At 51.1% G+C, this 20322-nt stretch carries 16 protein-coding genes; 12 read left to right on the plus strand and 4 right to left on the minus strand.

Annotation, left to right across the window (positions count from 1 at the left end; genetic code table 11):
- From C3D30_RS17745 to C3D30_RS17765, 5 genes are all read left to right on the plus strand, one after another.
- Positions 1–363 (plus strand): hypothetical protein, encoded by a 363-nt coding sequence (locus tag C3D30_RS17745; protein WP_105287203.1) that lies wholly within the window; start codon positions 1–3, stop codon positions 361–363.
- A gap of 20 nt (positions 364–383) precedes the next feature.
- The gene (locus C3D30_RS17750) at positions 384–848 is read left to right on the plus strand and encodes a hypothetical protein (RefSeq protein ID WP_105287204.1); all 465 of its coding nucleotides are present in this window, start codon (positions 384–386) and stop codon (positions 846–848) included.
- Positions 849–1007: 159 nt separating this feature from the next.
- Entirely contained in the window at positions 1008–1718 is a 711-nt protein-coding gene (locus C3D30_RS17755; RefSeq protein WP_105287205.1) for a YbbD family protein, read from the plus strand.
- A gap of 2 nt (positions 1719–1720) precedes the next feature.
- Positions 1721–2497, plus strand: coding sequence for a hypothetical protein (locus C3D30_RS17760; RefSeq protein WP_001183167.1), 777 nt, complete (start codon positions 1721–1723; stop codon positions 2495–2497).
- Between the two features lie 2 nt (positions 2498–2499).
- Positions 2500–3105, plus strand: coding sequence for a hypothetical protein (locus C3D30_RS17765; RefSeq protein ID WP_000589365.1), 606 nt, complete (start codon positions 2500–2502; stop codon positions 3103–3105).
- Between the two features lie 51 nt (positions 3106–3156).
- Here C3D30_RS17765 and glpD read toward each other — a convergent pair whose 3' ends face one another.
- Complete coding sequence (gene glpD, locus C3D30_RS17770; RefSeq protein WP_000448163.1) at positions 3157–4662, minus strand: glycerol-3-phosphate dehydrogenase; 1506 nt, start codon at positions 4660–4662, stop codon at positions 3157–3159.
- A gap of 189 nt (positions 4663–4851) precedes the next feature.
- On the opposite strand from glpD, the gene glpE reads away from it, so the two are divergent.
- Genes glpE through C3D30_RS17785 form a run of 3 tightly spaced genes read left to right on the plus strand, consistent with a single transcriptional unit; the run spans position 4852 to position 6828 of the window.
- Positions 4852–5178 carry a thiosulfate sulfurtransferase GlpE gene (gene glpE, locus C3D30_RS17775; protein WP_000371928.1) on the plus strand — a complete coding sequence of 109 codons (327 nt, stop codon included), beginning with the start codon at positions 4852–4854 and terminating at the stop codon, positions 5176–5178.
- A gap of 44 nt (positions 5179–5222) precedes the next feature.
- Positions 5223–6053, plus strand: coding sequence for a rhomboid family intramembrane serine protease GlpG (gene glpG, locus C3D30_RS17780; RefSeq protein ID WP_000928732.1), 831 nt, complete (start codon positions 5223–5225; stop codon positions 6051–6053).
- Between the two features lie 16 nt (positions 6054–6069).
- On the plus strand, positions 6070–6828 hold the full coding sequence (locus C3D30_RS17785) for a DeoR/GlpR family transcriptional regulator (protein ID WP_000815099.1): 759 nt from the start codon (positions 6070–6072) through the stop codon (positions 6826–6828).
- Here the strand turns inward: C3D30_RS17785 and rtcR are convergent.
- Positions 6810–8408, minus strand: coding sequence for a DNA-binding transcriptional regulator RtcR (gene rtcR, locus C3D30_RS17790; protein ID WP_001232918.1), 1599 nt, complete (start codon positions 8406–8408; stop codon positions 6810–6812). The genes C3D30_RS17785 and rtcR overlap by 19 nt on opposite strands.
- A 188-nt stretch (positions 8409–8596) precedes the next feature.
- Here rtcR and rtcB point away from each other — a divergent pair, with 188 nt between their 5' ends.
- Positions 8597–9823, plus strand: coding sequence for an RNA-splicing ligase RtcB (rtcB, locus tag C3D30_RS17795; RefSeq protein ID WP_001105476.1), 1227 nt, complete (start codon positions 8597–8599; stop codon positions 9821–9823).
- A 3-nt stretch (positions 9824–9826) separates the two neighbouring features.
- Positions 9827–10843 (plus strand): RNA 3'-terminal phosphate cyclase, encoded by a 1017-nt coding sequence (gene rtcA / locus C3D30_RS17800; protein ID WP_000827114.1) that lies wholly within the window; start codon positions 9827–9829, stop codon positions 10841–10843.
- Positions 10844–10885: 42 nt separating this feature from the next.
- Here the strand turns inward: rtcA and malT are convergent, their stop codons facing one another.
- Entirely contained in the window at positions 10886–13591 is a 2706-nt protein-coding gene (gene malT / locus C3D30_RS17805; protein ID WP_000907056.1) for an HTH-type transcriptional regulator MalT, read from the minus strand.
- 623 nt (positions 13592–14214) lie between these two features.
- Between malT and malP the strand changes: the two genes are divergently transcribed.
- Together malP and malQ are read left to right on the plus strand one after the other, a co-directional pair.
- Positions 14215–16608 carry a maltodextrin phosphorylase gene (gene malP / locus C3D30_RS17810; protein ID WP_000081937.1) on the plus strand — a complete coding sequence of 798 codons (2394 nt, stop codon included), beginning with the start codon at positions 14215–14217 and terminating at the stop codon, positions 16606–16608.
- A gap of 9 nt (positions 16609–16617) precedes the next feature.
- Positions 16618–18702 carry a 4-alpha-glucanotransferase gene (gene malQ, locus C3D30_RS17815; RefSeq protein WP_105287206.1) on the plus strand — a complete coding sequence of 695 codons (2085 nt, stop codon included), beginning with the start codon at positions 16618–16620 and terminating at the stop codon, positions 18700–18702.
- A gap of 101 nt (positions 18703–18803) precedes the next feature.
- Here malQ and gntT read toward each other — a convergent pair whose 3' ends face one another.
- Positions 18804–20120, minus strand: a complete 1317-nt coding sequence (gntT, locus tag C3D30_RS17820) for a gluconate transporter (protein ID WP_001131743.1) — start codon at positions 20118–20120, stop codon at positions 18804–18806.
- Positions 20121–20322 lie beyond the last annotated feature (202 nt).

A 20322-nucleotide genomic window follows, 5' to 3' on the forward strand; every position in this document is an offset into this window, starting at 1 on the left:
ATGCTAAAGCGATTATTTGCTATTATCCTGATTTTATCTGTACCGGGGTGTTCTGTTGTTGACACATCCCTGGAGAAAGATGATCTGTATAATTTATCCGTGTATGAAGATAATATTGGTAACAATTCAGTATTAGTCACAGTTTTCGCAAGTCATGGTAATAGTGCATTGGTTGTCAGGAAGATAGAACAATTCAGAACAAAAGGCTCAACAATAAATATTCATGTTTATTTATCATTACCTATGTTTGCGGATAAAGGAAGTTCCAGTCAAATTTCTTATAGTGTAATAGTGCCACCAGATATCGATAAACTTACTATAGGTGATGATGAACAAATCATCTGGGCAAGATCGAAAGGGTAAAAGTGACCAGGTTTATATACATGAAACAAATAATACAAAAAGCTTTAACGGTTTTGCTTATGGTTTACGTCGGATCCGCAGCTGCCGAAGGCAAAGTGAACGATTTATGCCACATAGGTAATCGTGTAGATAAACTAGAGATTACAAATTATCCGCAGGGATACACTTCGCCAGTTTCAATTGATGAGGGACGGCTGAATGAAATTTATAAATACAAGGTTGAAATTACTCATCTTGACGATAAAGAAAGTAAAAAGATTGTTGAGCTATTACAGGTGGATTATGCTGAACAAGAGGAAAATGTTACTGATCTGAGGTGGCGCGTGAATATCACCTCATATCAAAATAAAAAATGTGATATCTATTTTGATGGTTTTGGTTTATGTGGGAAAATTAACGGTGAGAATGTCTGCTTCAGGCATAACGAAATGATTCGATGGATAGAGTCCCATATTTCTGTGTTTCTACATAGCGTTAATGAATGAACGTTATGAAATAATGGATTTATCAACAAACCCCTGACATTCTCAATAGCCTTGCACAGTTTTTTATCATTTGTCGCACGGATATTTGAATAAATATCACCTGTAGGATAGGTTTATCCTGATAGCTTAAACTGTCAGTTAATAATAAAGGACAACCAAATGGAATTAGTTGATACATTATTTGCAAGCCTTGCTGGTACTGATCCCTTCACAGGCGTTGATATTACGATTGCCAACTGCAAATCGGCATACTGGGATGAAGGCATTGTCCAGCAACTCATTAATCAGGTCCTGGATGAAGGGGAAAAATTCGTCGGTGCTGACGGTCTTGAGGGATTGCTTCGATATAATGTCACATTAAATATTGGCTTAACCTCCAGCAATGTATGGCCGGGATTTTCCCTCGATACCGCCACGATCGGTCGTCTTTGTGCCTGTGGTGCTGATTTTGGATTTGACCCCTATATCAGTGATGTACCAGATGTTCAATGTGACCTGAATACGACAAATGACTTCACCGTTCATTTTACGGCAATGCTCAACCCGGATGAGCGGGTGATCATAGCAAAGCGCCCGCTTAAAAAATGTGACTACTGGATTGAGGATGTTTATATCTTTCAGGTGTTTAAAGAAGCATGGAAATTCTATACCGATAACAGCTTACGCGGTTTTCGGGATAAGCAGGCTGAACTGAAACTCTACGCGCGTCATTACTCAGTGGAAAATTGCACAGAGGAAAGCTGTCGGGATTGTAATTATTGCATTCGGCCCAGCTTTTCCCTCTCTCGTAGTTCCATTATTCGCCTGAATGCGGCGAATGCTCGTTTTGTTTATCAACCGTTTACACGCGACCAGCGGAAGAGGGGGTAATTATGCAACCCAGTCCCGCCATGCAGGCATTAATTGAGCAGGTTTATCATATTTTTCGTCGTTATCCGGTGCCGCAGCAATTTGTGGTTTGTTGTGAATATTGCCTGAGTCAGCAGGAACAAAAGGCATTACGGAATACATCGTTACGAGCGATCCCGTATTCCTTAATCAATGCCTGGAATAGTAGTCCAGGACCCGATCCGCAAAACAGCGATGAGGTTCGTTATTTTCTTCCTCGTTTACTGGAGTTTGTTGCGCAGAGGCAATTTGACAATATTCACGAAGTATTTTCTCTACGGCGTATCAACCTTGCCAGTAAAGAAAACTGGCGTGAGGATGAACGGGCAATATTGCAGCGATTTGCCTGCCAGTATATGGCTGATTGGGTATCTGGCGATGAGGCTGTCGAATTACAGTATATGCTGGAAATGTTTTCCCGTGCCGATATCGCTCTTTCGCCATTGCTTGATGCCGTCATCTCTGTACCCGGTTACCAACCCACAGTATCGATGGCATGTTTGCTGTGGCATAACAGGGAAGAGAATATTCAGAATAGTCGTTTTGAGCAGGATGATGACGATAAAGCCATTACTGCCCAAATCAATGCCTGGGCCTTCAACAATCAATCCATCCTGAAAGAACGCGCGCGGCAGGCGATTGAGAACCCGCTTAAGCAGCCCGAACAGGGCACACAGTATCAGATCTGGGAAGACGACTGGATGATTGATGAGTGTTTATGCGCGATGTATGACGCATCATCCGAATCACCAGGAAAATAAAAATGATTAAATTCCGGCTTTATATTCCCCCTGTAATTCTCGGTTTTGTTATCGTGCCAGTATTGGTATGGCCGACGGTTATTGTCTTAGCCGTACTTATATTCACGTTAACTTTTCTGGCAGAAATAACATTCTCCTTTCCGCTCCTGGTTGTGCGTATTTCTCTTCAGGAATTACAACTTGAGTTAATGGTTGAATATGCATTTTTTTTCAGTGTAATGTGGGGCATCGGTTGGCAATTCTCCCGCAGAACGCCTCCTGAATTAAAAAACAGACTGCATTGCTGGCTGGTCTTTTCTCCGGTCTATTTCTGGTTAATTCTCTCGAATTTCATTCTTTATATTTCTCCAGAGAAATCAGCGTTGCTGGAAAATATCCGAAATTTCTTTCTGACGTTTGTCTGGCTTCCCCTGAATTTTTCCCCTTTTTGGCCGCAGCCGTGGACTGATTTTGTCGGCCCGATTAGTGCACAGGTTGGTTTTGCATTGGGATATTATTGCCATTGGCGTAGCAAAAATAGAAGCCAGAGGCAGAAATGGGGTGAGTGGGTAACGTGCTTAAGTTTGGCGATTTTAGCTCAGGGGCCGTTATTCAATTATTTACAATAAATAGTCTAAGGAATCCAAATAGCCCGGTTGCACTTCAACCGGGCATCATCCTTACGATGCCAGCGACAATTTCTGCTGCGTATACTCTACCAGCCACTGACTCACACGAGACTGTTGCTGCGCATTCAGCCACATGCCTTGTTTTGTGCGACGCCACAGGGCATCGTCGGCGCGGCGTACCCATTCGTGGTCTACCAGATATTTCAGCTCCGCTTCGTAGAACTCATGGCCGAAATCTTCCCCAAGATCGCTTATCGCCTCCGCATTGCCGAGCAGCAGCTCGCTGTTGCTGCCGTAAGTGCGTGCGTAATGACGTGCCAGCGATTCCGTAATGAATGGATAGCGGCGGCGCAGGCGGGCGGCATAATCGTCGCGATCGCCTTCAATGGCTCCACCCGGTAACACGCTCTCTTTCGTCCATGCCGGGCCAATCCCCTGATAATACGGCGTTAGTTTTTCCAGCGCATGTTCCGCCAGTTTACGATAGGTCGTCAGCTTGCCGCCAAATACCGACAGCAGCGGCGCTTTGCCATTTTCATCGTGGATATCAAGGGTGTAATCACGAGTAATAGCCTGCGGCGAGTCGGATTCATCATCACAAAGCGGGCGCACACCGGAGTAGGTCCAGACGATATCGTCACGGCTTAACTGCTTTTTAAAGTGCGTGTTATACACTTTCAGCAGGTAATTGATTTCACTCTCTTCAATCTTCACTGCTTTTGGATCGCCTTTGTATTCCACATCGGTGGTGCCGATGATGGAAAACTCATCCATCCACGGGATCACAAAGACAATACGTTTATCTTCGTTTTGCAGAATGTAGGCTTGTTTCTGGGTATGCACGCGCGGCACGACAATATGGCTGCCTTTGATCAGGCGAATGCCATAAGGCGAAGGCAGATGCATCCCGTCGTCGAAAAATTGTTTCACCCACGGGCCAGTGGCGTTAACCAGGCCGCGCGCCTGCCAGGTATATTTTTTACCGGTATCGATATCTTCCGCTTCCACAATCCACAGGCCGTTTTCGCGGCGAGCAGAGGTGGCGCGAGTCCGGGTAAGCACTTCGCCGCCTTTACGCACCACCATCTGGGCGTTGGCGAGTACTAGACGGGCGTCGTCTACCCAACAGTCGGAATATTCGAATCCGCGCTTAATTTCCGGTTTTAACACTGAGTTTGCGCCAAAACGCAAACCGGTAGATCCCGGCAGGCTGGTGCGTTTACCCAGATGATCGTACATAAACAGACCAATCCGAATCATCCACGCCGGGCGCAGATGCGGACGATGCGGCAGGCGAAAACGCATCGGGAAGGCGATATGCGGGGCCATTTTCAGTAGCACTTCACGTTCAGCCAGCGCCTCGCTGACCAGGCGGAATTCATAGTGCTCAAGGTAGCGCAGGCCACCGTGAATGAGTTTTGAACTGGCGGAAGAGGTCGCACAAGCGAGATCCTGCGCCTCCAGCATCAGCACGGATAAACCGCGTCCAGCGGCGTCTGCCGCGATACCAGCACCATTGATGCCGCCACCTATCACAATCAGATCTTTGGTTTCCATGCTGCCCTCATTCACTTTCGTTAAAGCTCATAAATGTTCGTTATCGAACATATTAGCAAAGAATCGCGCTTTGGGTAACATTGAAAAAACATTTTAGAGTGATATGTATAACATTATGGCGTTTATCTGCCGCTTCGACGTAAACTGTGCGGTAAATTTGCCCACTTGTTTGTAAAGAAAGAGAGACGCATGGATCAGTTCGAATGTATTAACGTTGCCGACGCGCACCAGAAGTTGCAGGAAAAAGAGGCGGTGCTGGTCGATATTCGCGATCCACAGAGTTTCGCAATGGGGCATGCGGTGCAGGCTTTCCATTTAACTAACGACACGCTTGGCGCGTTTATGCGTGATAACGACTTTGACACTCCGGTGATGGTGATGTGTTATCACGGCAATAGCAGCAAAGGCGCGGCGCAGTATCTGCTGCAACAGGGCTACGATGTGGTCTATAGCATTGACGGCGGCTTTGAAGCCTGGCAGCGTCAGTTTCCCGCAGAGGTGGCGTACGGCGCGTAACGCTTTATACTGTCCCCTTTTGTGTGGAATAAGCGACAGCAACGATGTTGATGATTACCTCTTTTGCTAACCCCCGCGTGGCGCAGGCGTTTGTTGATTACATGGCGACGCAGGGTGTTATCCTCACGATTCAACAACATAACCAAAGCGATGTCTGGCTGGCGGATGAATCCCAGGCCGAACGCGTGCGGGCGGAGCTGGCGCGTTTTCTCGAAAACCCGGCAGATCCGCGTTATCTCGCCGCCAGCTGGCAGTCAGGCCATACCGATAGTGGTCTGCATTATCGCCGTTTTCCTTTCTTTGCCACCTTGCGTGAACGCGCGGGGCCGGTGACCTGGGTGATGATGATCGCCTGCGTGGTGGTGTTTATCGCCATGCAAATTATCGGCGATCAAGAAGTGATGTTATGGCTGGCCTGGCCATTCGATCCAACACTGAAATTTGAGCTGTGGCGTTACTTCACCCATGCGTTGATGCACTTCTCGTTGATGCATATCCTTTTTAACCTGCTCTGGTGGTGGTATCTCGGCGGTGCGGTAGAAAAACGTCTCGGTAGCGGTAAGCTAATTGTCATTACTCTCATTAGCGCCCTGTTAAGCGGCTATGTGCAGCAAAAATTCAGCGGGCCGTGGTTTGGCGGGCTTTCTGGCGTGGTGTATGCGCTGATGGGCTATGTCTGGCTACGCGGCGAGCGCGATCCGCAAAGTGGCATTTACCTGCAACGTGGGTTAATTATCTTTGCGCTGATCTGGATTGTCGCCGGATGGTTTGATTTGTTTGGGATGTCGATGGCGAACGGAGCACACATCGCCGGGTTAGCCGTGGGGTTAGCGATGGCTTTTGTTGATTCGCTCAATGCGCGAAAACGAAAATGATTCCAGGGATTTATAAATGAAACAAACACAACGTCACAACGGTATTATCGAACTGGTTAAACAGCAGGGTTATGTCAGTACCGAAGAGCTGGTAGAGCATTTCTCCGTCAGCCCGCAAACTATTCGCCGCGATCTCAATGAACTGGCGGAGCAGAATCTGATCCTGCGCCATCATGGCGGCGCGGCGCTGCCTTCCAGTTCGGTTAACACGCCGTGGCACGATCGTAAGGCCACCCAGACCGAAGAAAAAGAGCGTATTGCCCGCAAAGTGGCGGAGCAAATCCCTAACGGCTCGACGCTTTTTATCGATATCGGCACCACGCCGGAAGCGGTGGCTCACGCGCTGCTCAATCACAGCAATTTGCGCATTGTCACCAACAACCTTAACGTCGCTAACACGCTGATGGTGAAAGAGGATTTCCGTATTATCCTCGCCGGTGGCGAATTACGCAGCCGCGATGGCGGGATCATTGGCGAAGCGACGCTCGATTTTATCTCCCAGTTCCGCCTTGATTTCGGCATTCTGGGGATCAGCGGCATTGACAGCGACGGCTCGCTGCTGGAGTTCGATTACCACGAAGTTCGTACCAAACGCGCCATTATTGAGAACTCGCGCCACGTTATGCTGGTTGTTGATCACTCAAAATTTGGCCGTAACGCGATGGTTAATATGGGCAGCATCAGCATGGTAGATGCCGTCTACACCGACGCCCCGCCGCCAGTAAGCGTAATGCAGGTGCTGACGGACCACCATATTCAACTGGAGCTGTGCTGATCCTGCACGGCTTCCCACGTCAGATCAAAACGCGCCAGGTATTTGCGTAGCCGATCCGCGTCATTGACGCTGGCTTTGCCCTGGCGCGAAACGTCAAAAAGCTGGCGTCCGGCTGCGGAAAGCGACTTTGCCTGGCGGCAGATAGCGATAACGTGTTCCAGTTGCATACGGTCGAAGAGATCGATGTTTTCTGCCTCTGCGCCCAGCAAAGTCGTAAGCGCGGAGGGGCGGCTCTCCTGCCAGTTATAGCGCAGACGGTTTATCTCATCTTCAACCACGTCCAGAGTGATGCGTCCGCTAGTGGCAAAGGTGGCCATCCGCGTGACGCTGGCAGAAAGTTCGCGAAAGTTACCGCGCCATGTCGCCTGGGGAGATGTTGCAAAGGCCAGCCAGGCACGCCGCGCTTCAGTGTTAAAACGCACACGGTCTCCGGTCAGCGAGGCGTGGCGCTCCACTTCATAATCCAGATTAGGCTCGATATCCTCCTGACGCTGGCGCAGTCCCGGCAGGGTGAAGGTCCAGAGATTGATCCGCGCGTACAGATCTTCGCGAAATTTGCCTTCGGTAACTAACTGGCGCAAATCGCGCACCGTTCCGGCGATAAGCTGAAAATCGCTGTTTACCTGGCGATCGCTGCCAAACGGGTAAAAGGTTTTCTCTTCAATGGCTTTCAGCAACATCGCCTGTTCATCTGCGCCCAGTTCGCCTATCTCATCGAGAAATAACATGCCGCCGTTGGCGCTGCGTAATAAACCTTCCCGCGATTCCCGCGCCCCGGTAAATGCGCCTTTCACATGACCAAACAGCGCCGACATCGCGGTATCACCGCGCAGAGTGGCGCAGTTCACTTCCACAAACGCGCCGCTAAACTGATGTCGCGCCTGTTTTAATTCGAAAATGCGTCGCGCCAGAAATGACTTACCCGCACCAGTCGGGCCGTTAAGCAGGATCGGTGCGCGGGATTTAATCGCCACTTTTTCGATCTGCTCAATCATGCGGTTGAAGTGGGGGTTACGCGTGGCGATGCCTGATTTGAGGAAATCGAGCGTTTGCAGGCGTTCCTCGGCAAAGCGGCTGGCGATGGCGTTATAACGGCTTAAATCGAGATCGATAATCGTCACTGCACCTGGGCTATCGGGCTGTTCTTTTTTGCGTGGTGGTGAAGTTTGCGCCAGTCGGGCGGGCAGGTAACGAGCTTCCGCCAGCAGAAACCAGCAAATTTGCGCGACGTGGGTGCCAGTGGTGATGTGAATTAAATAGTCTTCGCACTCTGGCTGAAAAGCGTAACCTCGGGCGAAATCATGCAGGCAGGCGTAAACCTCTTCGAAATCCCACGGGTTATGCAGTTCAATCTCAACGCCCACGACTTCTGTTTCTGGCGAAACGCTGGCGATATCGCGTTTAAGCGTTTCAAACAGCGAGCGTGAGCGGGCGTCATGCAACAATTCCAGCCGGTCGATGACCAACGATTCTTGCTGACATAAACAGAGCGTCGGGCGCCATTTTGACCAGCGTTGGCTGCCGCGTCCGGCATAATCCAGTACGGTTCCGACAAAGCCAAAAGCCACTGTTTTACGCATCTTAGATATCCTTATAAAAGACGATATTTCATTATCGGGTAAGTGACTTTATAGAAAATCTCCGTTTACGGACTTTGTGCCTTTAATTAAATAAAAACAATTAATTATAAGTTTAATTTGCTGATTTAATTTTTTGGCACGACGGTTGCAATTATCAGGACAGCAAACAACGAAAAGAGAAAAACAAAATGAATTACGAATTACTGACCACTGAAAATGCCCCGGTAAAAATGTGGACCAAAGGCGTGCCGGTAGAAGCCGATGCGCGTCAGCAACTTATTAATACGGCGAAGATGCCGTTTATTTTCAAACATATTGCGGTAATGCCTGACGTGCACCTGGGTAAAGGTTCCACCATTGGTAGCGTGATCCCGACCAAAGGGGCGATTATTCCTGCAGCGGTGGGCGTGGATATCGGTTGTGGAATGAACGCACTGCGTACCGCGTTAACGGCGGCAGATCTGCCGGAAAACCTGGCGGAACTGCGTCAGGCGATTGAAACTGCCGTGCCGCACGGGCGTACTACCGGGCGTTGTAAACGTGATAAAGGCGCATGGGAAAACCCGCCTGTTAACGTCGATGCGAAATGGGCTGAGCTTGAAGCCGGTTATCAGTGGTTAACGCAAAAATATCCGCGTTTCCTTAACACTAACAACTATAAACACCTGGGAACGCTGGGAACGGGTAACCACTTTATTGAAATCTGCCTTGATGAGTCGGACCAGGTGTGGATTATGTTGCACTCCGGTTCACGCGGAATTGGTAACGCCATCGGGACTTACTTTATCGAGCTGGCGCAAAAAGAGATGCAGGAAACGCTTGAGACGTTGCCGTCGCGTGATCTGGCGTACTTTATGGAAGGCACGGAATACTTTGATGATTACCTGAAAGCCGTGGCCTGGGCGCAGCTTTTTGCCAGCCTTAACCGCGATGCGATGATGGAAAACGTGGTTACGGCGTTGCAGAGCATTACGCAGAAAACGGTCAGACAGCCACAAACGCTGGCGATGGAAGAGATCAACTGTCACCACAACTATGTGCAAAAAGAACAGCACTTTGGTGAAGAGATCTACGTGACGCGTAAAGGCGCGGTGTCTGCGCGTGCTGGTCAATATGGAATTATTCCCGGTTCGATGGGCGCGAAAAGCTTTATCGTCCGTGGGCTGGGAAATGAAGAATCTTTCTGTTCATGCAGCCACGGTGCCGGACGCGTGATGAGCCGTACCAAAGCAAAAAAACTGTTTAGCGTGGAAGATCAGATTCGTGCCACCGCTCATGTGGAATGCCGTAAAGATGCCGAAGTGATCGACGAAATCCCGATGGCGTATAAAGATATTGATGCGGTGATGGCGGCACAAAGCGATCTGGTGGAAGTTATCTACACCCTGCGTCAGGTGGTGTGTGTAAAAGGATAAATAATGAAAAGGATGATTGCGCTGGATGGCGCACAGGGTGAAGGCGGCGGGCAGATCCTGCGTTCGGCGCTGAGCCTGTCGATGATAACCGGCCAGCCATTTACCATCACCGGCATTCGTGCCGGGCGTGCGAAACCTGGGCTGTTGCGCCAACATCTGACGGCGGTAAAGGCAGCGACGGAAATTTGCGGAGCGACGGTGGAGGGCGCGGAGTTGGGGTCGCAGCGCCTGGTCTTCCGGCCTGGCATCGTGCGCGGCGGCGATTACCGCTTCGCCATCGGTAGCGCAGGTAGCTGCATGTTGGTGCTGCAAACGGTATTGCCCGCGCTGTGGTTTGCTGACGGGTCTTCGCGTGTTGAAGTCAGCGGTGGCACCGATAACCCGTCTGCACCGCCCGCTGATTTTATCTGCCGTGTGCTGGAACCGTTGCTGGCGCGGATGGGGATTCAGCAGCAAACAACGCTGTTGCGCCATGGTTTTTACCCTGCTGGCGGCGGTGTGGTGACAACAGAAGTCTCGCCTGTGGCATCACTTAACGCATTAGCGTTGAATGAGCGGGGCAACATTGTGCGACTGTGCAGTGAAGTGTTACTGGCTGGAGTGCCTCATCATGTTGGCGAAAGAGAGATGTCCGTACTGGCTGCCAGCTTTTCCCTGAATGAGCGGAATATTCAAAGTCTGCCGCGCGAGCAGGGGCCAGGAAATACCGCTTCGCTTGAAGTCGTCAGCGAACACATCACCGAGCGTTTTTTTGCTGTTGGTGAAAAGCGTGTCAGTGCCGAAGTGGTTGCCGCCCAACTGGTGAAAGAGGTTAAACGCTACCTGGCAAGTTCGGCTGCGGTAGGGGAATATCTCGCAGACCAGTTAGTGTTGCCGATGGCGCTGGCAGGCGCGGGGGAGTTTACGGTTGCTCATCCCTCATGCCATCTGCTGACCAATATCGCGGTGGTGGAGCGTTTCTTGCCAGTGCGGTTTATTCTGGCTGAAACAGATGGCGTAACGTGGGTTAGCGTTGAATGATGCAGAGAAGCAAGTCGGATCAGGTGTGTTACCCGACCAGACTCACACCCCATATCCCATCATTTTCAGCAGTTTCTGCGCGTGCTGTACCGCAGCCTGACGGTGGGCAACGCCGAGTTTTTGATACAGATTGCGGATATGCGTTTTGATGGTGGTCGCTGCTACTTCCAGTTCGCCCGCAATTTGTTCGTTACTGTAACCGGAGTAAATCAGCCCCAGCACCTGCCATTCGCGTTGGGTCAATGGGCTGGTGCGGATCAGTTCCGGCACTTCCGGGTGATTTAGCAGACGTTCGACAAAGCTCTCGTCAAAGTGAGCGAACTTGTGTCGGTGATGTTGATTGATTTCCCGCAGGATACGCTGCGCGCGGTGCTGTTCCAGTTCCGGCAGCGTATTGAGCTGAATCAGCTGGCGTAACTGCTGCGCCATCGCTTCGCCTTCGATGACAAAATGACTGATAAATCCGGTGCGATTCGCCAGTTTTAATGCGTCCAGCAGCACGCGCTGAGCGTCGCTTTTACGTCCGGCCTGCCAGTACAACTGATTGAGCAACAGCAGGTTGCGGTTCAGGTCGCTCATTAACCGCAGACTGCGGGCATTTTCGTTGAGTTCTTCGAGGACAATTTCCGCAGGCTCAAACTCGCCCAGCAAAATTTGTGCACGGGCAATGTTGCGCCATTGGCCTTGCAGGAAGTGGTTGTTCGCAAACTCCGGTTTGGCCGTGTGACGCAACCAGTTGGCAGCGGCGGCTTTGTCGCCGGTCATCTGCCAGTAAATAACGCGAACTTTGTTGGCGTTAGAGATCCAGTCGCTGTGATATTTGCCATTCCCCAGCAGGTTTTCCAGGCGGTTAAGTTGGCTGCGGGCGTTATCCAGATCGCCACGAGCCAGCGAGCATTGAATTAACATTGCCAGGCACTGAAGCTGTTGCTGAGGCTGATAAGAAGATAAAACTTCGATCCCGCTACGCGCCGAGGCTTCGGCTTCATCCAGCCGTGCCCATGCCCATAACAGTTGCGCACGGATGCGTACCAGAAACTCATGCATCGGCAACTGTTCCAGATGCTGTTCGTTAATCAACTGGAACGCTTTTTCCTGCGTTTCCCACGCAGTTTGCAGGAACCCCTGGGCAAACAGAATTTCACTTTGCTGGATTAAACTCCACAAGGCGTAGTGCCAGACATCATGCTGGCGCGCCATTTGCTCGGTTTGCTGCATAAGTGCCAGCGAGCGGGTTAGTTCACCTTTACAGTGCAACACTTCGCCAAGTACAGAGGTCGCGACAATGCGACTGTAGAACCAGCCCGGAGGCAGTTCTTCCAGTGCCTGTTTTGCCAGTCGTTCGGCTTCTTCCGGATTACCGTCGTTAATGGCTACCTGGGCGCGCAGAGCGTTAAATTCTGCGTGCATGGTGCCTTCCCTGATACCCTGGATCTCGTGTTCGGCTCGTGCCAGCAGGGTATTTACTTCGCCGTAGCGATGCTGACTTTGCATCAACCAGGCCTGCAACAATACCAGTTGTGGATTTTCCAGCAGGCTGTCCCACGGCAGGGCTTTAAGCGACTCTTCCAGCAGCGACAGTTCGCTGTGGTTGAACAAACTCCAGGCGTGATTCAGCAGAATATCGCGCAGCATCAAAGCGTCGCCTGCCGCCAGCGCATGATGGATGGCTTCGCTGGGAAAACCTTGCGCCATCCAGCTTTCTGCGGCGGCACGGTGGATTTCCGGCAGTTCCGCCGCCAGTTCCCACTGGCAGCGTTGGCGCAGGAAGTTGCCAAACAGCGGGTGATAGCAGAACCACTCGCCAGTATCATCCATCCGTTGCAAAAACAGCCCCTGACGCTCAATCTCCTCAAGACGCATTTGCCCGTTTTCTTCGCCGGTCACGCGGGTGATTAGCGCATCATTCATCGAGCGCAAAATGGCGCTTTTTAGCAGGAAATGACGCGTGGTCAGATCAACGTTATCTAACACCTCATCGACCAGATAATCAGAAAGATGACTGGCATTGATGCCCGCCAGACGACGCGCTGATTTATGCGCCGAGTGGGTATTTTGCCTTGCTGAAAGCGCGATTAGCTGCAACGCCGTCGCCCAGCCGGACACGTCATCGCAAATCCGACTGCTTTCTGCGGCTTCAATCGGCGATGACAGACGGCAATCAAAAAACTGCTTCGCTTCCTGATGGGTAAATGTCAGTTGCTGGCTGCCAATTTCCAATAGTTGGTCACGCACGCGCAGATTGGCAATGCCCAACTGCGGAAGGTTGCGTGACAGCACCACCAGAGTGAGATTTTCTGGTTGATGGCGAATGAAGAAGCGCATTGATTCGTGGATCACCGGATTGGTGATCAAATGGTAATCGTCGATCACCAGGTAAAGTGGGCTATGCCATTCCGCCAGTTCGATGAAAAGCTGGGCAAACAGTGACGTCAGACTGGCATATTGCCGTTTTTGCGTCATTGTTTCACTGATGGCGCAGTGCCCGCTGGTTGCCTGTTGCACGGCGGCGATCAGATAGCTGGCGAAACGTTCTTGCTGGTTATCGCCTTCATCAAGCGAGTACCAGCCCAAATCGTTTTTTCCTGCCGCCCATTGGGATATGAGCGTTGTCTTCCCGTAACCCGCAGGACTTGTGATTAGCACCAGCCTGAAGTTGTTCGCGCCGGAAAGTTTAGCCAACAGGCGCTCACGAACCACAGTATGGTCGAGTCGAACCGGACGACTTAATTTTGACGGAATCAGCATAGTTAATCACTTCACTGTGGAAATTGAGGAAATATTATTTTTTTTGCGCTTCGTAATTAATAGTTATAAGTTCGGTCAGAAACCTGTGCAATGCAAGCGATGACGATTTTTTATGTGTCTGAATTTGCACTCTGTCACAATTCCAAATCTTTATTAATACTTCATCTTAAAACAAGGCAAATGCAGCGTGGATACTGGATTTTAGGGTGTTTTCTTTCAGTTCAAAAGCCTTATTAAAGCAACGATACCGCCTTAATTCCTGATGAAAGGTCTATCTAAAAAGTTGATCTTAATAAATCTATTAACAGTGAGATGACCCTCAATGGATATTTCATTACTGAAACTATTTCGCCGCTTTACTTAATTTATAGAGTTGCTTTCCGCTTTTTGATAATACGCAACGACCATTTCTTACTGTTAATAGCAGGTTTTCTGCGCTCTCTGGCATTGAGCTGATGCTTTTGCAGTTGATTGCACTACCTTTAAGTGGTCGTGATCACATTTTCTTGCTCATCCCCGTCACTCCTCCCCGCCTAATCCCCCGTAGGATGAGGAAGGTCAACATGGAGCCTGGCAAACTAACGATAACGTTGTGTTTAATATCTAAGAAAACTGGAACTCCTATGTCACAACCCATTTTTAATGAAAAGCAATTTCAGGAAGCCCTGTCACGCCAGTGGCAGCGTTATGGTTTAACTTCTGCGGCTGAGATGACCCCTCGCCAGTGGTGGTTGGCAGTGAGTGAAGCCCTGGCGGAAATGCTGCGAGCCCAGCCTTTCGTTAAACCGGCGGCGAATCAGCGCCATGTTAACTACATCTCAATGGAGTTTTTGATTGGGCGTCTGACGGGCAACAACCTGTTAAATCTCGGCTGGTATCAGGCTGTTCAGGATTCACTGAAGTCTTATGACATCAACCTGACTGACCTGTTGGAAGAAGAGATTGATCCGGCGCTGGGTAACGGTGGCCTGGGGCGTCTGGCTGCGTGTTTCCTCGACTCAATGGCGACTGTCGGGCAGTCTGCCACTGGCTATGGTCTTAACTATCAGTATGGTTTGTTCCGTCAATCCTTTGTCGATGGTAAACAGTCTGAAGCGCCAGACGACTGGCATCGCGGCAACTACCCGTGGTTTAGCCATAACGAAGCTCTGGATGTGCAGGTGGGCATCGGCGGCAAAGTGACGAAAGAGGGGCGCTGGGAACCGGAATTTACCATTACCGGGCAAGCGTGGGATCTTCCAGTGTTGGGCTACCACAACGGTGTGGCACAACCGCTGCGTTTATGGCAGGCGACTCATGCTCATCCGTTCAATCTCACCAAATTTAATGACGGTGACTTCCTGCGTGCCGAACAACAAGGCATCAATGCTGAAAAACTGACCAAAGTTCTCTATCCAAACGATAACCACACTGCGGGTAAAAAGCTGCGCCTGATGCAGCAATACTTCCAGTGTGCCTGTTCGGTGGCGGATATTCTGCGTCGCCATCATCTGGCGGGGCGTAAACTGCACGAACTGGCAGATTACGAAGTCATTCAACTGAACGATACCCACCCGACTATCGCTATTCCAGAACTGCTGCGCGTGCTGATCGATGAGCACCAGATGAGCTGGGATGACGCCTGGGCAATCACCAGCAAAACTTTCGCTTACACCAACCATACTTTGATGCCAGAAGCTCTGGAGTGCTGGGATGAGAAACTGGTAAAAGCCCTGCTGCCGCGCCATATGCAGATAATCAATGAAATCAACAACCGCTTTAAGAAACTGGTAGAAAAAACCTGGCCAGGTGATAAAGCGGTGTGGGCAAAGCTGGCGGTTGTGCATGACAAACAGGTTCGCATGGCCAATATGTGTGTGGTAAGCGGCTTTGCGGTGAACGGTGTGGCGGCGTTGCACTCGGATCTGGTGGTGAAAGACTTGTTCCCGGAATATCACCAGCTGTGGCCGAACAAATTCCATAACGTCACTAACGGCATTACCCCACGTCGCTGGATCAAACAGTGCAACCCGGCACTGGCGGCGCTGCTGGATAAATCACTGAAGAAAGAGTGGGTTAACGATCTGGATCAACTGATCCATCTGGAAAAATTCGCCGATGACGCGAAATTCCGTCAGCAATATCGCGAGATCAAACAGGCGAATAAAGTCCGTCTGGCAGAGTTTGTGAAAGCCCGTACCGGTATTGAGATCAATCCGCAGGCGATTTTCGATATTCAGATCAAACGTCTGCATGAGTACAAACGCCAGCACCTGAATCTGCTGCATATTCTGGCGCTGTATAAAGAAATTCGCGAGAACCCGCAGGCCGACCGCGTACCGCGCGTATTCCTGTTCGGCGCGAAAGCGGCGCCTGGCTACTACCTGGCGAAGAATATTATCTTTGCGATCAATAAAGTGGCTGACGTGATCAACAACGATCCGCAAGTTGGCGACAAACTGAAGGTGGTGTTCCTGCCGGATTATTGCGTTTCGGCGGCGGAAAAACTGATCCCGGCGGCGGATATCTCCGAGCAGATCTCCACTGCAGGGAAAGAGGCTTCTGGTACTGGCAACATGAAACTGGCGCTCAACGGCGCGTTAACCGTGGGTACGCTGGATGGCGCGAACGTTGAAATTGCCGAAAAAGTCGGTGAAGAAAACATCTTTATTTTTGGTCATACCGTGGAACAAGTGAAGGCAATTCTGGCCAAAGGCTACGACCCGGTGAAATGGCGGAAGAAAGATAAGGTTCTGGACGCCGTGTTGAAAGAGCTGGAAAGCGGTAAATACAGCGATGGTGATAAACATGCCTTCGACCAGATGCTGCACAGTATCGGCAAACAAGGCGGCGATCCGTATCTGGTGATGGCGGATTTCGCAGCCTATGTAGAGGCACAAAAGCAGGTGGATGTGCTGTATCGCGACCAGGAGGCCTGGACTCGCGCGGCGATCCTCAATACCGCCCGCTGCGGTATGTTTAGCTCGGATCGCTCTATTCGCGATTATCAGGCTCGTATCTGGCAGGCAAAACGCTAAGGAAGCTCGATGGAAAGCAAACGTCTGGATAATGCCGCGCTGGCGGCGGGGATCAGCCCCAATTACATCAATGCCCACGGTAAACCGCAGTCGATTAGCGCCGAAACCAAACGGCGTTTGCTTGACGCGATGCATCAACGTACCGCCACGAAAGTGGCGGTAACGCCAGTCCCGAATGTCATGGTTTATACCAGCGGCAAAAAAATGCCGATGGCGGTAGAAGGCAGCGGCGAATATAGCTGGCTGCTGACCACCGAAGAAGGTACTCAGTACAAAGGGCACGTGAGCGGCGGTAAAGCGTTCAATCTACCGACGAAGCTGCCGGAAGGTTATCACACGCTGACGCTTACCCAGGACGAACAGCGCGTGCATTGCCGGGTGATTGTCGCCCCGAAACGTTGTTACGAACCGCAGGCGTTGCTGAATAAACAAAAGCTGTGGGGGGCCTGCGTTCAGCTTTATACGCTGCGCTCGGAAAAAAACTGGGGCATTGGTGATTTTGGCGATCTCAAAGCGATGCTGGTGGATGTGGCAAAACGAGGCGGGTCGTTCATCGGTTTGAACCCGATTCATGCGCTCTATCCGGCAAACCCGGAAAGCGCCAGCCCGTATAGCCCGTCTTCTCGCCGCTGGCTGAATGTGGTTTATATCGACGTTAATGCCGTCGAAGATTTCCATCTTAGCGAAGAGGCACAGGTCTGGTGGCAGATGCCGACCACACAACAGACGCTGCAACAGGCGCGGGATGCCGACTGGGTCGATTACTCCACGGTTACCGCCCTAAAAATGACAGCATTGCGGATGGCGTGGAAAGGTTTCGCGCAACGTGATGATGAACAGATGGCAGCGTTTCGCCAGTTTGTTGCAGAGCAGGGCGATAGCTTGTTCTGGCAGGCAGCGTTTGACGCGCTACATGCACAACAAGTGAAAGAGGACGAAATGCGCTGGGGTTGGCCAGCATGGCCGCAGGCGTACCAGAATGTGGATTCACCAGAAGTGCGTCAGTTCTGCGAAGAACATCGTGATGACGTCGATTTTTATCTCTGGTTGCAGTGGCTGGCTTACAGCCAGTTTGCCGCCTGCTGGGAGATAAGCCAGGGCTATGAAATGCCGATTGGTTTGTACCGTGACCTGGCAGTTGGCGTAGCGGAAGGCGGAGCGGAAACCTGGTGCGACCGCGAGTTATATTGCCTGAAAGCATCGGTTGGCGCGCCGCCGGATATCCTCGGTCCGTTAGGGCAGAACTGGGGATTGCCACCGATGGATCCGCATATCATCACTGCGCGCGCTTATGAACCGTTTATCGAGCTGTTGCGTGCCAATATGCAAAACTGCGGCGCGTTGCGAATTGACCATGTAATGTCGATGCTGCGTTTGTGGTGGATACCGTATGGCGAAACGGCGGATCAGGGGGCATATGTTCACTATCCGGTGGATGATCTGCTCGCTATTCTGGCGCTGGAAAGTAAACGCCATCGCTGCATGGTGATTGGCGAAGATCTTGGCACGGTGCCAGTAGAGATTGTCGGTAAGCTGCGCAGTAGTGGGGTTTACTCCTACAAAGTGCTCTATTTCGAAAGCGATCACGACAAGACGTTCCGCGCACCAAAAGCGTATCCGGAGCAGTCAATGGCGGTCGCGGCAACACACGATCTGCCTACGCTGCGTGGTTACTGGGAGAGCGGGGATTTAACGCTGGGCAAAACGCTGGGGCTGTACCCGGATGAAGTGGTGCTGCGCGGTTTGTATCAGGATCGCGAACTGGCGAAGCAAGGGCTGCTGGATGCGCTGCATAAATATGGCTGTCTGCCAAAACGTGCCGGGCATAAGGCATCACTGATGTCGATGACACCGACGCTTAATCGTGGCTTGCAACGCTATATTGCCGACAGTAATAGTGCCCTGTTAGGGCTACAGCCAGAAGACTGGCTGGATATGGCGGAACCTGTAAATATTCCTGGCACCAGTTACCAGTATAAAAACTGGCGACGTAAGCTTTCCGCAACACTTGAGTCGATGTTTGCTGATGATGGTGTGAACAAGTTGCTGAAGGATTTAGACAGACGGCGCATGGCGGCAGCGAAGAAGAAGTAGAGTGCGGTTGATGCCGGATGCGATGCTTGATGCGTCTTATCCGGCCGACTCATCAGAGCAGCCGGATAAGGCATTCACGCCATATCCGGCCATCAGTGTTATCAAATCACCATATTCAGCAGCAGGCAGCCTACCAGACCACACACTGAGATAATGGTTTCCAGCATCGACCAGGATTTGATGGTCTCGCCGATAGTCAGGTTAAAGTACTCTTTGAACAGCCAGAAGCCCGGATCGTTCACGTGAGAGAAAATCACACTACCGGAACCAACCGCAATAACCATCAGCTCCGGGCTAACACCTGTCGTTGCAATCAGCGGCGCAGCGATACCACCCGCAGTGATTGCCGCAACGGTTGCAGAACCTAGCGCGATACGCAGCACAGCGGCAATAGACCACGCCATCAGCAGCGGAGAAATGTTGGTTTCATGCATCATGGAAGCAATGTATTTGTCCACGCCGCTGTCTACCAGCACCTGCTTGAACGCACCGCCACCACCGATGATCAACAGCATCATCGCGATGATTTTGATGGAAGAAACCAGCGTGTCGTTAATCTGATCCATCGAACGACCACGGTTCAGACCAAAGGTGAACATCGCAATCAGCACGGCAATCAATGTCGCCATCACCGGGTCACCTAAGAACTCTGCTACCGGCAGGAAAGCGTGACCTTTCGGCAGGATCATTTCGGCAATGGCACGCATCGCCATCAGTACAACCGGCACCAGAGAAGTCCAGACGCTGACGCCAAAGCTCGGCATCTCTTCTTCGCTAAAGGTTTTCGCGCTGTACAGACCTTCCGGGATCGGCTTATCAATGCCTTTCAGCACGCGAGCGTAAACCGGACCCGCGAGAATCACGGTCGGGATCGCCAGAATAGTACCGTACAGCAGGGTTTTACCCATATCGGCATTGAAAATGGTGGCAATCGCAGTCGGGCCCGGATGCGGCGGCAGGAAGCCGTGAGTAACAGACAGTGCAGCCGCCATTGGCACACCAACATACAGCAGCGGGATATTGGCAGCCGCAGCGATGGTGAATACCAGCGGCAGCATCAGCACGAAGCCTACTTCATAGAACAGGGCAAAACCGACGGTAAAACCGGTCAATACCACTGCCCACTGGATGTGTTTTTTACCAAATTTGGCAATCAGCGTGGTGGCGATACGTTGCGCGCCGCCACAGTCTGCCAGCATTTTGCCCAGCATTGCGCCAAAGCCCATGATCAGGGCAAGGCTACCGAGCGTCCCGCCGACACCGGCTTTGATAGAGCCAATAACTTTATCCAGCGGCATCCCTTGCATTAATCCAACAGCAAGCGCCACCAGGACGAGAGCGATGAAGCCGTTCATTTTGAAGCGGATCATCAGGAGTAATAACAAGATAACACCGATAGCAACAATGACTAATGGCATGATTTACCTGGCCTTTAATTTGTTATGGGTAACGTCAGGTTTCTGACGACAAATCCTGGTTGTCCCAACTGGGAACAGAGATATAACGGCACCACGGCTGATGACCCCTAAAACGTATTAGTGTAGTCAGATGTTATGAGTGTGTTTGGTGCCCATGAGAATGATACGGGTAACATAATGCGCTTGAGAATCACCAGAGCGG

It is taken from the genome of Escherichia sp. MOD1-EC5433, assembly GCF_002966005.1.
GTDB lineage: Bacteria > Pseudomonadota > Gammaproteobacteria > Enterobacterales > Enterobacteriaceae > Escherichia > Escherichia ruysiae.